Origin of the sequence: Promicromonospora iranensis (assembly GCF_028994805.1) — a bacterium.
Lineage (GTDB): Bacteria > Actinomycetota > Actinomycetes > Actinomycetales > Cellulomonadaceae > Promicromonospora > Promicromonospora iranensis.
In genome coordinates this window covers 190,299-203,020 of the sequence record NZ_JAJQQP010000002.1, presented here as the reverse complement: position 1 = coordinate 203,020, position 12,722 = coordinate 190,299, and the positions used below count along the sequence as shown (strand labels likewise).

The following is a 12,722-nucleotide window of genomic DNA, read 5'->3' as shown; positions in this document are numbered from 1 at the left end:
AGCGCCCGATGAACACCATCGACATCACACCGCCCCCCGCCGACGCACCCTCGTCGGCCTATGGCGTCCATTCCGAGGTCGGCCGCCTGCGCAAGGTCCTGGTCTGCGCCCCGGGCCTGGCACATCAGCGCCTCACCCCGTCCAACTCGGCCGACCTGCTGTTCGACGACGTCCTGTGGGTGGAACGCGCGCAGCAGGACCACGCCGACTTCGTGGCCGAGCTACGCAGCCGCGACGTCGACGTCGTGGAGCTGCACGCCCTGCTGGCGGAGACGCTCCGCGTGCCCGGAGCGCGTGACTGGCTGCTGGACCGCAAGATCGTGCCGGAGATCGTCGGCAACGGCCTGGTCGAGGCGACCCGCGAGTACCTGGAGTCACTGCCCGAGCACGAGCTGGCCCGGTACCTGATCGGCGGCCTCGCGGTCGCCGACGTACCGGAGCTGCCGCCGGGCTTTCGCGCCCTGGCGGACATGAGCCCGGACGCCCGCGAGTACCTCATGCCGCCGCTGCCCAACACGCTCTTCACACGGGACACCACCTGCTGGATCTACGGCGGCCTCACACTGAACCCGCTGTACTGGCAGGCGCGCCGCGACGAGACCCTGCTCATGAAGGCGGTCTACGCGTTCCATCCCGACTTCGTGGGCAGCCGCGTGTGGTGGGGCGACCCGGAGGCGAGCCACGGTGAGGCGACCTTCGAGGGCGGCGACATCATGCCGATCGGCAACGGCACCGTCCTGATGGGTATGAGCGAGCGCACGTCGCGCCAGGCGATCACGCAGGTGGCGGCGTCCCTGTTCGAGCAGGGCGCGGCCGAGCAGATCGTGGTCGCCGGCATGCCGCGGCTGCGGGCGGCCATGCACCTGGACACCATCATGACGTTCGTCGACGTCGACACCGTCACCGTGTACCCGCGGATCGTGGACCGCGTGCACCCGTTCGTGCTGCGCCCGGACTCCGGCCCGCTCGGCGTCTCGGTGACGGACGCCGGCGGCTCCTCCTTCCTCGACGTCGTGGGGCGGACCTCCGGGCTGGGCGAGCTGCGGGTCATCGAGACCGGCGGCGACGTCTACGAGTCCGAGCGCCAGCAGTGGGACAGCGGCAACAACTCGGTGGCGGTCGAGCCCGGCGTGGTGTTCACCTACGACCGCAACACCACCACCAACGACCTGCTGCGCAAGGCCGGTGTCGAGGTGATCGAGATCGCGGGCGGCGAGCTGGGCCGCGGCCGAGGCGGCGGGCACTGCATGACCTGCCCGATCATCAGGGACCCCGTCAGCTGGTAGAGGACGGAACGGCCGCTACCCTGCATCCCGGACAAAACCCCTGAAAGGAGTCCGGATGTCGGTCGGTGGCGGGACGGTGCGCGAACGCTTGCGCAGGCTGGTCGAGCACCGCTGGTTCCAGCGGACGGTGCTCGGCGTGATCATCGCCAACGCCGTCGTCCTGGGGCTGGAGACCGCTTTTGTCGCCGGACCCGCCGACCAGGTGCTCCAGGTCATCGACGACGCCATGCTGTGGTTCTTCGTCGCCGAGATCCTGCTGCGCCTGGTCGCCCACGGCCTGCGGTTCTTCCGTGACCCCTGGAACGTCTTCGACCTGGTCGTGGTCGGGATCGCCCTGATCCCCGCCACCGGTCCGATGTCCGTGCTGCGCGCCCTGCGGATCCTGCGCGTGCTGCGGCTGGCGGACTCCGTGCCGTCGATGAAGCGGGTCGTCAACGGCCTGGTCGCCGCGGTGCCGGGCATGGGATCCGTCGGGGCGCTCCTCGTGCTGGCGATGTACGTGTCGGTGGTGATCGCGACCAACCTGTACGGCGCCATCGCGCCCGAGCACTTCGGTGACCTCGGGACCAGCGCGTTCACGCTCTTCCAGGTCATGACGGGCGAGGCCTGGCCCGAGATCGCGGACGACGTCATGCGGCAGGAGCCGACGGCGTGGCTCTTCTTCGTCGTCTTCATCCTGGTGGTCTCGTTCGCCGTGCTGAACCTCTTCATCGCGGTGGTCGTGAGCGGCATGGAGAGCATCGACGAGCTCGCCGAGCACGAGGAGCAGTCTGACGCCGAGGTCATGGACGAGCTGCGCGCCATCCGGGCGCAGCTCGTGACCCTCCAGGCCGAGCTCGCCGCCTCACGGACGGAACGCCCGGAGCCCGAGGCCTCGCCGGTCGCGGTAGCGCCATGAGCAACCTCGGTCAGGCGAGATCTGGCCGGCGAGATCTACAGGCGCCGCGACACGCCGCCGAGTCACGCCACGCCGAGCACTTGATGCATCCTTGGGTTGCAGTTCCGGAAAAGCCATAGACGAGGCCAAGCCCTCGTTGTACCTTTCTTCACACACGGACTCGTGTCGTGGCGGCAGGTTGTGTGTCTGTGGTCCTGCCGGAGCACCACTACGAGACACATTCATACAGTCAGATCAGAACGAGACGGAAGGACGAGAACCACGATGGTCCGCACCAGCGTTGCGCTCCAGGCGTCAGACCTGTGCAAGGTCAGTGCTGCCACCGCGTCGTCCTACCCGACCACTGCCATGCACCTGCGGGACGGCCGTGAGGCCATACGAGGCGCCATACGCCGCTGATCCGGTTCTGCCGGACCAGTGAACGTGAGCCGCCTCGGGATGCCTTTCCCGGGCGGCTCTTGTCGTCCCGGGAGCAGTTCGGACAGCACAGCGACACCGAGAGATCACGAGAAGAACGAGAACGACAAGCTCACCGGAAGGAGCAGGCCCGTGGCCGACGTCCTAGTCCTCAATGCCGGCTACGAGCCGCTGCACCGGGTATCGGTCCGGCACGCCATCCACATGCTCGTGCGCGAGGTCGCGGTCGTGGAGGAGGCGGTCGACGGCCGCTCCTTCGGACCGTTCCCCTTACCGCGCGTGCTGCGGCTGGTCCGGTACGTCACGATGCGGTGGCTCTACAAGTCGGGCGGGGCGCCCGCGTGCACCAAGCAGGGCGTGAAGCGGCGCGACGGCTTGTGCGCGTACTGCGGCGGCCCCGCCGAGACCGTGGACCACATCCTGCCGCGTTCCCGCGGGGGCCCCTCCACGTGGATGAACCTCGTGGCCGCCTGCTACGAGTGCAACTCGCTCAAGGCGAACCGCACTCCGGCCGAGGCCGGCATGGTGCTCCACGTGACGCCGCACGTTCCGCGAGCGGAGTACGCGCGCGCCATCCGGCACCGGGCGGCTCGAGCGGCGTAGCCCGGGCACGGTGAGGTCGGCAAAGGGTCAGGTGATCGGCAACTCGAGTGCCGGTCACCTGACCCTTTCCAGCTGCCGGTGCCCGGCAGGTCGCACGGGTTAGCCGTTGAGCTCAGCCGCTCAGCTCAGCCGCCAGGAGCTCCAGGGTCTGCGCCCGGCCGGGTGTCGCGTCCAAGGGCTCGTCGGCACGCGAACCGGCGACCGGTACGAGCATGACCTCCTCGACGCCGTGCCGGTCGGCCAGGCCCCGTACCTCGGCGGCCACGTGCTCGGCGTCGCCGATCAGCCAGCGTGTCCGCATGCCCTCGATCGACTGGACGAGCAGGCCGTCGGCCGGCTCGTCGGCGGTCGCGCGCACCGCGTCCTCGACGGTCTCCAGCGGGCCGAGCTTCTGACCCGACCGCAGCCTGGCCATCTGGCGCAGCTGCGGCAGGGCGCGCTCGTGCGCCTCGTCCGACGTCGGCGCGACCACCGCGTTGGCCGTGAGGAAGGTGCGCGGCTCCGGGTGCTCCTCCGACGGGCGGTAGCCGTCCCGGTACAGCGCGAGGATCTGGTCCATGCCCTGGCCGGAGAAGTGGTTGGCGAACACGTACGGCAGGCCGAGCTCCGCGGCGAGGCGCGCGGAGTAGTCGCTGGAGCCGAGCAGCCACACGGTGGGGACGCTCGCGGCGGCGGGCGTGGCCCGCACGTCGTAGATGTCGCCGGAGACGAGCCGCAGGCGGGCGCCGTCGGGCCCCATGAGGCTCAGGATGTCGGTGACGTGCTGCGGGAACCGGTCCACGTCCGCCGTCGGACCGGTGGCCCGAAGGAGGGACGTGACCACGGGGTCGCTGCCGGGCGCACGGCCGATGCCGAGGTCGATCCGGCCGGGCGCGACGGCCTCCAGCGCCGCGAACTGCTCCGCGACCACGAGCGGAGCGTGGTTCGGCAGCATCACGCCGCCGGAACCGACCCGGATGCGCGACGTGCGCGCGGCCGCGGCGGCGATCATGACGGGCGGCGACGACGCCGCGACGGCGGCCATGTTGTGGTGCTCGGCGAACCAGTAGCGCTCGAAGCCGAGGCGGTCGGCGAGCGCCACCAGCTCGAGCGAGGCCGACAGGGCCTGGGCGCTGGTCTGGCCCGAACGGACGGGCACGAGGTCAAGGACGGACAAGCGAGGCTGGGTGTTCATCGCCTCTGTCAACCGTTCTCGGGCCTGGCGTGTTCCGAGGTCGGCTCGCGCGTCGCACGCGCTTACCACCCGCGGGACGGTGGCGTTATCGCCGAAGGTCATGGCGCCGACCCCCTCGGGCCTGACATGATCGTGAGGTGTCTGTTGATGTGCGCCCCGCGACCGACGACGACGTCGACGCCGTGGTCGACCTATTCCGTCAGTACCTCAGGTTCTACGACCAGGAGGTGCCCGACGCCGAAGCGCGCGCCTATCTGACCGCCCGCCGCGACGCGGGCGACAGCGTGCTGCTGGTCGCAGCGCTCCGGCCGGGGGGCGACGGACCCCAGGGTTCGGTCGCCGGCCAGGAGGTGGTCGGCTTCGCCCAGAGCTACCCCACGTGGTCGTCCGTGAGCCTGAGCCGGTCGTGGGTCCTCAACGACCTGTTCGTCGCCCCCGCCGCGCGCGGGACGGGCGCGGCGCGCGCTCTGGTCCAGGACACGTGCCGTCGGGCCAAGGACGCCGGGGCCATCCGGGTGTCGCTGGCCACCGCGTGGGACAACGTCGCGGCGCAGGGCCTGTACGAGTCGGAGGGCTTCGTGCGCGACCAGCACTTCCACCACTACGCGTACGTGACGGGCGCCTGACCGCTCCCCTCGTCGACCGGTGAGAGCCGGCGGGGCAGGCCCTCAGGACACTCCGGTGGCCCGGGGGTCTGCCCCTGGGCGCGAGGAGTACGTCCGGCCTGCTCAGGGACCTTTTGCAGGAGTGCCCGGCCGGTGCGTGGACCGTGCCCGGACGACTGGGCGCGCCGTCGCCGCGGGTGTCGGTCCCCCGCGCTAGGGTTTCCTCCGGCCGGGGACAAACCCGGTCAGACAGGCACGCCCATCGCAGCTCCGGCAGGACGTCGGAGCGCCGTCGGCCGGGCCGCCGAACCACGTCGGGGAGACCCGGGAACTGGAGCGCACACCACCATGATGGGAGGCCACCACGCCGCGTCGGGAGCCGCGGCCTGGGTCGCAGTCACGGCATCGACGCCGATCGCCTTCGGCTGGTACCCGGTGTCGGACGCGAGCGTGTTCACCGGGGCCCTGGTCTGTGCGGGCGCGGCGCTGCTGCCCGACGCCGACCACCACTCGGGCACCATCGCGAACTCGCTGAAGCCGGTCTCGAACGTGGTGGTGAAGGGCATCGAGGCGATCTCGGGCGGGCACCGCAAGGGCACGCACTCGATCCTCGGCATCGCGGTGTTCACGGCCATCGCCTGGGCGCTCAGCTTCCTGAGCATCGACACCGGCACCGAGGAGTTCGGCGCGATCCTGATCGGCCCGGGCATCATGTGCGTGCTGCTCGTCGCGTTCGCCCTCAAGGCGCTCAAGATCACCCGGGACACGAAGATCTTCCCGTGGACCATGTCCGTCACGCTGGCGGTCCTCATCGCGATCTTCGCGCCCGAGGAGTGGTACTGGATGCCGTTCAGCGTGGCGCTCGGCTGCATCGTGCACGTCCTCGGCGACCTGATCACGACCGCCGGGGTGCCGCTGCTGTGGCCGCTGAAGTTCCGGTCCCCCTACTGGATGCGCAACAAGCGCGGCATCGAGCTCGACTGGATGTGGCGGACCGGTGGCAACCTCTCGGTCCCGATCATCGGCGACGCCGGGTCCGTGCGCGAGTGGATCCTGCTCGTCCCGATCTCGCTCTACGCGATCGTCGGCATCGTGTGGGCGCTGCTGAACCAGATGGGCTACGACACCATGGCGGTCTGGTACCAGGTCGTGGCACTCTTCCCCGGCTAGCTACAGCAGCCGGCCGCCCGTCACCCCGATGCGGTCGCCGGTGATGTAGCTCGACTCCTGGGAGGCGAAGAAGACGTACGCCGGGGCCAGCTCGGCGGGCTGGCCGGCGCGACCCAACGGCGTGTCGCCGCCGAACTGCTCCACCTTGCCGTCCGGCATCGTCGCGGGGATCAGGGGTGTCCAGATGGGTCCCGGCGCCACCGCGTTCACGCGGATGCCCTCGGGCGCCAGCTGCTGCGCCAGCCCCTTCGTGAAGTTGAGGATCGCCGCCTTCGTCGTGGCGTAGTCGAGCAGCTGAGGACTGGGCTCGAACGCCTGGATCGACGTCGTGTTGATGATCGACCCGCCCTCCGGCAGGTGGTCCAGCGCCGCCTTGGTGATCCAGAACAGCGCGTAGACGTTGGTCTTCAGCACCCGGTCGAGCTGGTCCGTCGTGATGTCGCGCAGCCCGTCGTCCTGGGCCATCTGGTAGGCGGCGTTGTTCACGAGGATGTCCAGCCCCCCGAGGCCGCCTACCGCGTCGGCGACGAGCCGGCCGCAGAACTCCTCGTCCCGGATGTCGCCGGGCAGCAGCACCGCCTTGCGGCCCGCATCCTCGACCCAGCGCGCCGTCGTCCGCGCGTCCGGTTCCTCCTCCGGCAGGTAGGAGATCGCGACGTCGGCGCCCTCCCGTGCGAAGGCGATCGCGACGGCACGCCCGATGCCGGAGTCGCCGCCCGTGATCAGCGCCCGCTTGCCGTCCAGCCGGCCGGCCCCCTCATAGGTGGATTCTCCGTGGTCCGGCTCCTGCGACATGTCGCCCGTGCGACCCGGCGGCTGCAGGTCGTCGGCAGGCTGCTCCGGTCGCGGCTCCTGGGTGGCGGGGTCCTGTGGCGTGGTCTGGTCCGACATGTGCAACTCCCTGTCGACGTCGATCGGAACGCCCAGCATGCGACGAGCGGCGTCCACTCGCACGGGAACCGCGACGGCGACGCGTCACAGACCGCCGGCCACCGCGGCCCCCGCCTTGAGCCAGGCCCTCCGGGTGTCCGTGCGCAGCGCGCCGTACCGCAGGTGACCGTCGACCATCGCCGGGTCGAACGGGATGGTGACCACCTCCCGGGCCAGCGACCGGTACCCGTCGGCGACCTTCTCCAGCTCGCTCGCGGGCTCCTTCTGGTCGGCCTGGCTCACCACCACGACCGCCTGCTGCGCCAGGTAGGCCGACCGGCCGTCCCGGGTCGAGAGCGCCTCCAGGAGCAGCGCGCCGGCCTCCGCGTGGTCGTCGCGCGTCGTGGTGGCCACCACGAGCTGATCGGTCAGGTCGATCATCCGCTGCCACATGGGATCGGACTCGTCGTTGCCGGAGTCGATCAGGATCATCCGGTAGTACTTCGACAGCACGGAGTGGATGGCGTCCACGTCCCGCGGCTCGATCCGCTGCTCGTTCGCCATGGCGATCGGCTTGGACCGCAGCACGTCGAACCGGTCGCGGGTCTGGTGGTGCACGTACCGTGCCAGGTCGGCGGCCTGCGCCGACGGGCCGAGGAGGCGGTCCGCCTGCGGCAGCAGGTCCAGCAGCGTGGCCTCGTGCGGCCCCTGCTCGGTACGCCAGCCCAGCGTGCCGCGCGTCTGGTTGTTGTCCCACGTCACGACGCCCGCACCGCCGAACTGCGCGAAGACCGCCGCGAGCAGCACCGTGGACGGCGTCTTCCCCGCACCGCCCTTGCCGTTCACTATCGAGATGGTGCGCGGACCGGGCCAGTGCTGGCTGACGGCGCGCTCGTCGGCGCGCTCGGCCCGTTCCGACTCGCTCGGTCCCACCCGGATGCCGACCTTGGTGAGCATCCCGCGGAACCCACGCGTGGCCGGGTCCTCGTCCTGCTGGTGCGTCAGGAACGACTGACGCGCCTCGCGCCGGGAGCGCGGCGCGTCGCCGTCCGTCACGGGCGTCGGGTCCGACGGCGGCGCCGACAGCCCACCGCTGGTGTATCCCGCGGTCGGCACCGCGTCGACCGGTCCGGACACCGGGGTCGCCAGGCCGCCCGGCTGGCCTCCCGCAGGTCTGATCCGGGTGTCGTCCGACGCGTGCTCGCGTACCCAGTCGGCGACCGGGGAACCGCCGTCCGCCTCGGGCGGCGCGCCGTTCGCCGGATAGGCGGACGCGGCTCCGGAGGAGACATACCCGAGTGTCGCGGATCCGGGCGGCGCGAATCCGGGCGTCGCCGGACCGGCGGTCGCGGAGTCGCGAGGCGCGGAGTCCGGTGTTGCGGAGTCCGGTGTTGCGAAGCCCGGTCCCCCGGCATCCGGCGCCACGGGCGTTCTCGGCACGCGCCGCACCGTGTCCTCCGGGTCGATCTCGACCCCGGAGGCGAGCGGGTCGGAGCCCGTACCACCGGTGCTGCCGGACGCTCCGGTCGTACCGGCCGCGTGCGTCGTGTCGAGCGGGTCCGCTGCGCCGAGCAGGTCGTCCTGCTCGCCCCGGGGAGGCAGGTCCACGACCGGCGTGCCTTCGAACACCGGTCCCGGTGCCGCCGTCGGGCCGGGGTCCACCTCAGGCGTGCCTCCGGGCATCCCACCATGCGTCGGGGCCGACGCGGTGCCGGGCACCGGGTCCGGCACCTGCGGCGTCGGGGTCGACGGCGGCACGAGTTCGTCCTCCTCCGGGACCACGGTCCCGTCCGGGTGCACGATCAGGTTCCACAGTCCTTCCGGTCCGGTCGCGGACGCGCGCACGGGCCGACCGACCTTCGCGGCGTTCTCCGTCACCCGGCGCAGCACCTCCACCCGCGCCTCTTCCAGGCTGCCCGTGGTGATGGGATGGAACGTCCCGTCGATCGTCACCTCGCCGGAACCGTCTTCCCGGACGATCGCGTCGATCCGAGGCCAGCGGGGCACGGTGTCAGAGCTCATGCGTTTCCTCCGAAGTTCCTGGGTAGGCGGCATCGCGTGGTTCGCCCCCGAAGCAAGGGTCGGACATGTTCGCCCGCCTGGCCAGCCCAACGGGGCAATCACCCCACCTGGTAGGTTCTCGCGCAAACAGCTGTCGAAACCGGGACCACAACCGAGGAGCCTCCGCGTGTCCGACGAGCCCACCCGCCGAATCCCTCCGGCGGACGACCCTACGCAGATCCAGCGGCCGCCCGCTCGCCCGGATCGCCCGGGTACGCAGCCGGGCGCGCAGTCATCGTATGCCTCCACGCAGCGGATGGACGCGGTCCAGGGTGGCGCGGGCTACGGCGACCGGACGCAGATGATGCCCCCGGTCGGCACGCCCCAGGGGAACGCGGGGTACGGCGACCAGACGCAGGTGCTGCCGCCGTCGGGAATGCCCCAGCAGGGCGGCGACCCGGGCCGCGACTTCCGGGCCACCACCCCGCCCCCGGCCCGGCCGTACCGCCCGTACGAGACCGGGCAGCCCACGCAGGCGCAACCGCCGGGCGCGTTTCCGGGCGAGCCGGGCTACGGACAGGGGCAGGCCGCCTACGGCCAGCCGACGCAGGCCCACGGCCAGCAGCCGGGCTACGGGCAGCCGGGCCAGCACCAGCCGGGTCAGCTGCCGGGTAGCCAGCCGCCCTATGACCAGGGCTACAGCCCTCAGGCACCCCAGCCGACGCCGCCGGCACCGCGCCGGGAGCGGGACGCCGACTCCCCCGGTGGCGGCTCTGCGGCGGGCGCGGTCCTGGCGTGGATCCCCCGGATCCTGCTCGCGTTGAGCGTCTACCAGCTCGTCCGGCTGATCCCGGGCTTCGACGTCATGCCCGACGTCTCGCAGTTCCCGCTGTTCCGCGGCATCGGCGACGGTGTGCTCGGCATGCTCAACCTCAATCCCGAGTGGTCCGACCAGGCCGCCAACCTGACGATCCCGGCGCTCGGCATAGCGCTCGCCGGGCTCCTCAACACGATCCGTTCGCTGAACACGTCGCTCGCGGTCTGGCCCTACGGGCTCGTGATCATCGCCTGGATCGTGGTGTTCGCCGTCGGCGGCATCGTCGGCTATGCCCAGGACGCCACCGAGAACATCCAGCAGGACGTCCAGAACTCGGTGGACGAGAGCGTCGAGGACGCGAAGCAGGACGCCCGGGAGTCGGTCGAGCAGGAGGTCGAGCAGGGCATGGAAGATGCCAGGCAGAACGCGACCGAGCAGCTCGAGGACGCCCTGCCCGGCGGGAACGGCTGACAGGTCACAGCTCGGGCTCCTTGCGGACCGGCGCGGCGGGTCGCTGATAGATTTCCTCTGGTCCAGCCGGAAGTTCCGGTGCCCTCCTGAGGAGTCCTTGCTTGTCCGACGAGACCACCCGCACGACGGCCCTACCCCCCGCCGGCCCACCGGCCCGGGGTGGCGGACAGGCCGCCGCCGTCCCTCCGCCGCCGTCGCCCACGCGGGTGGTGACGCCGGCCGGGCCGACCGCGATGGCCCCACCGCCGACGGCGCCGACGCAGGCCGTGCAGCCCTCCGGTGCCGGCCACCCGGTCGGGTCGCACACGGCGGGGTCGCGCGCCGTCGGAGCGCCCTCGGTCCGGCAGGGCGATCCCGGTCCCCGCACGGGACAGGGAACCGCCCAGCGCATCCCGGCCACCGGCGAGGTGCTCGGCCCGTACCAGCTGGTCGGCTCGCTCGGCCACGGCGGGTTCGCGCACGTCTACCGGGCCACGGGGCCCGGCGGCGAGGTAGCACTCAAGGTGCTCACCAACTCCGAGTCCGGCTCGCTGGACCGGTTCGTCGGCGAGGCCGCGCTGCTGGAGCGGCTGGGTGGGCGCGGGTTCCCGCGGCTCGTCACGGCCGACCTGCAGTCGCCGACACCGTGGTTCGCCATGGAGCTCGTGCCGGGCCCCACCCTGTCCCAGCGAGTGGCCGCGGACGGGCCGCTGCCGCTGCGGGACGTGCTGCGCGTGGCGGACGACGTGCTCGACGCCCTCGCGGTGCTCCAGGAGGAGCACTTCCTGCACCGGGACGTGAAGCCGGCGAACATCATCGCCGCGCCCGACCGGTACGTGCTCATCGACCTCGGCATCGCCAAGGGGCACGGCACCACCACCTCGACGCACGCCGCCGGCACCATCTCGTACATGGCGCCCGAGCTGTTCGTGCGCAAGCCGCACGCCCGCTCCGACGTGTACAGCCTGGGCCTGCTGCTGATCTTCCTCGCCACCGGCGTGCTGCCCAACGACCTCAACTTCGCAGGGCGCGACCTGACGGCGGCCGACATCGGACCGGTGGACCCCCGGCTGCTCCCGCTCGTCCTCGCAATGACCCGGCACCGGCCCGAGGACCGCCCACCGCTGCACAACCTGTCCCGCACCGTGGCCCAGCTCGCGAACGACAGCGCGGCGCTGGACCCGGCGCTGCTCGCCGCCGCGGGCGTCACGACCATCGAGCGCGGCCTCGTCACCGAGGTCCTCACCGGCAGCGGGGCCGCCGCGGCCACCGTCACGGCGGCCAGCGTGCTCGTGAGCAACCCGGTACGGCAGGGCGAGCCCATCACCAACCTGGTCTACGACCAGCAGCTCATGGGCCGCCTGCACCAGGTGCACGGCGACGGGTTCGACGGCGCCGCCGAGGAGGTCATCTCCACGTACCTGGCCGCCGTCGGGCCGCAGAGAGCCGGTGGGCGGGCGCCCGCCGAGATCAAGGACTACCTGTGGGCGGCGATGCGCTGGGCCCCCGCCTTCACGCCCGAGGGGTACCAGGACACGTTCGACGGCTGGATCGCCTACCGCCGGCGCCACGGCCTGCCGCTCCCTGGCAGCCCGACGGCGACGCCCCCGCCCCGCAGGCAGTCGAGCCACCCGGCCCAGCGCATGGCACCCCTGACGAACCAGCAGGCCACGCAGGTGGCGCCCGCGTTCCGCCCGGGTCCGGCGCCCGGCGCACGCACCGCACCGGTGCCCACACCGACACCCGCCCCGGCGCAGCGCCCGATGTCTTCCACGGGCACGCAGCCGGGCACCCCGCCGCAGTCGCCCGTCCAGCCCCCGGCTCAGCCGGCCGGGGCCCCAGGGCCGACCGCGCGACGCGACGACGGTGCCGGCCCGAACGACACCGGCCGGGATGCGGACCGGCGCGGCTCCGGAGGTGGCCTGGGCGTCCTGGCGACCATCATCGGCTGGGTCCCGCGCGTGCTGCTCGCTCTCGCGCTCTACCAGCTGGTGCGCCTCGTCCCGGGTTTCGACGCCATGCCCAGTGCGGCCGGCCTGCCGCTGTTCGCGGCGCTCGGCGGCCTCGCGGTGTCCACGCTCAGCCTCGACCCGGTCTGGCTGCCCCGCATGGCCGAGCTGTCGATCCCGCTGCTCGGCATCGTGACCTCTGCCTTCGTGGGCCTCTTCCGGGCGGTGCGGAGGCGCCGCGGTGGGCGTACGTGGCCGTTCTGGCTCGTCGTCGTGGTGTGGGTGATCGTGATCGCCGTGCAGGGTGCGGTCGGCTACGCCCAGCAGGTGACGCAGGACGCGCGCGACTCGTTCGAGCAGCAGCGGGAGCAGATCCAGGACGACCTCGAGCAGGGCGTCCAGGACACCACCGAGGACGTGCGCGACTCGGTCTGGGAGTCGATCGAGAACGCTCTGCCCTGGAACTGACCGCAGCCCCAGGA

At 71.9% G+C, this 12,722-nt stretch carries 10 protein-coding genes; 7 read left to right on the top strand and 3 right to left on the bottom strand.

Going from position 1 to position 12,722, the window contains the following annotated elements; genetic code table 11:
* Nucleotides 1-8 precede the first annotated feature (8 nt).
* The 3 genes from LUM46_RS03415 to LUM46_RS03405 all read left to right on the top strand — a co-directional run bounded on the left by LUM46_RS03415 (nucleotide 9) and on the right by LUM46_RS03405 (nucleotide 3,204).
* A complete protein-coding gene (locus LUM46_RS03415; protein ID WP_274992300.1) occupies nucleotides 9-1,286 on the top strand; it encodes an arginine deiminase in 1,278 nt (425 codons plus the stop codon).
* A 55-nt stretch (nucleotides 1,287-1,341) separates the two neighbouring features.
* Nucleotides 1,342-2,184 carry an ion transporter gene (locus LUM46_RS03410; RefSeq protein WP_274992299.1) on the top strand — a complete coding sequence of 281 codons (843 nt, stop codon included), beginning with the start codon at nucleotides 1,342-1,344 and terminating at the stop codon, nucleotides 2,182-2,184.
* Between the two features lie 549 nt (nucleotides 2,185-2,733).
* Nucleotides 2,734-3,204 (top strand): HNH endonuclease, encoded by a 471-nt coding sequence (locus tag LUM46_RS03405; RefSeq protein WP_274992298.1) that lies wholly within the window; start codon nucleotides 2,734-2,736, stop codon nucleotides 3,202-3,204.
* 112 nt (nucleotides 3,205-3,316) lie between these two features.
* On the opposite strand, the gene LUM46_RS03400 is transcribed toward LUM46_RS03405, so the two are convergent.
* Complete coding sequence (locus tag LUM46_RS03400; protein ID WP_274992297.1) at nucleotides 3,317-4,378, bottom strand: LLM class flavin-dependent oxidoreductase; 1,062 nt, start codon at nucleotides 4,376-4,378, stop codon at nucleotides 3,317-3,319.
* 137 nt (nucleotides 4,379-4,515) lie between these two features.
* Between LUM46_RS03400 and LUM46_RS03395 the strand changes: the two genes are divergently transcribed.
* Together LUM46_RS03395 and LUM46_RS03390 are read left to right on the top strand one after the other, a co-directional pair.
* A complete protein-coding gene (locus tag LUM46_RS03395; RefSeq protein ID WP_274992296.1) occupies nucleotides 4,516-5,004 on the top strand; it encodes a GNAT family N-acetyltransferase in 489 nt (162 codons plus the stop codon).
* A 327-nt stretch (nucleotides 5,005-5,331) separates the two neighbouring features.
* Nucleotides 5,332-6,153, top strand: coding sequence for a metal-dependent hydrolase (locus LUM46_RS03390; RefSeq protein ID WP_274992295.1), 822 nt, complete (start codon nucleotides 5,332-5,334; stop codon nucleotides 6,151-6,153).
* Here the strand turns inward: LUM46_RS03390 and LUM46_RS03385 are convergent, their stop codons facing one another.
* Entirely contained in the window at nucleotides 6,154-7,044 is an 891-nt protein-coding gene (locus LUM46_RS03385) for an SDR family oxidoreductase (RefSeq protein ID WP_274992294.1), read from the bottom strand. It lies immediately after the preceding gene.
* An 84-nt stretch (nucleotides 7,045-7,128) separates the two neighbouring features.
* Complete coding sequence (locus tag LUM46_RS03380) at nucleotides 7,129-9,045, bottom strand: hypothetical protein (protein ID WP_274992293.1); 1,917 nt, start codon at nucleotides 9,043-9,045, stop codon at nucleotides 7,129-7,131.
* Nucleotides 9,046-9,211: 166 nt separating this feature from the next.
* Between LUM46_RS03380 and LUM46_RS03375 the strand changes: the two genes are divergently transcribed.
* Together LUM46_RS03375 and LUM46_RS03370 are read left to right on the top strand one after the other, a co-directional pair.
* A complete protein-coding gene (locus LUM46_RS03375; protein WP_274992292.1) occupies nucleotides 9,212-10,312 on the top strand; it encodes a hypothetical protein in 1,101 nt (366 codons plus the stop codon).
* Nucleotides 10,313-10,413: 101 nt separating this feature from the next.
* Nucleotides 10,414-12,708, top strand: a complete 2,295-nt coding sequence (locus LUM46_RS03370; protein ID WP_274992291.1) for a serine/threonine-protein kinase — start codon at nucleotides 10,414-10,416, stop codon at nucleotides 12,706-12,708.
* Nucleotides 12,709-12,722: the final 14 nt, after the last annotated feature.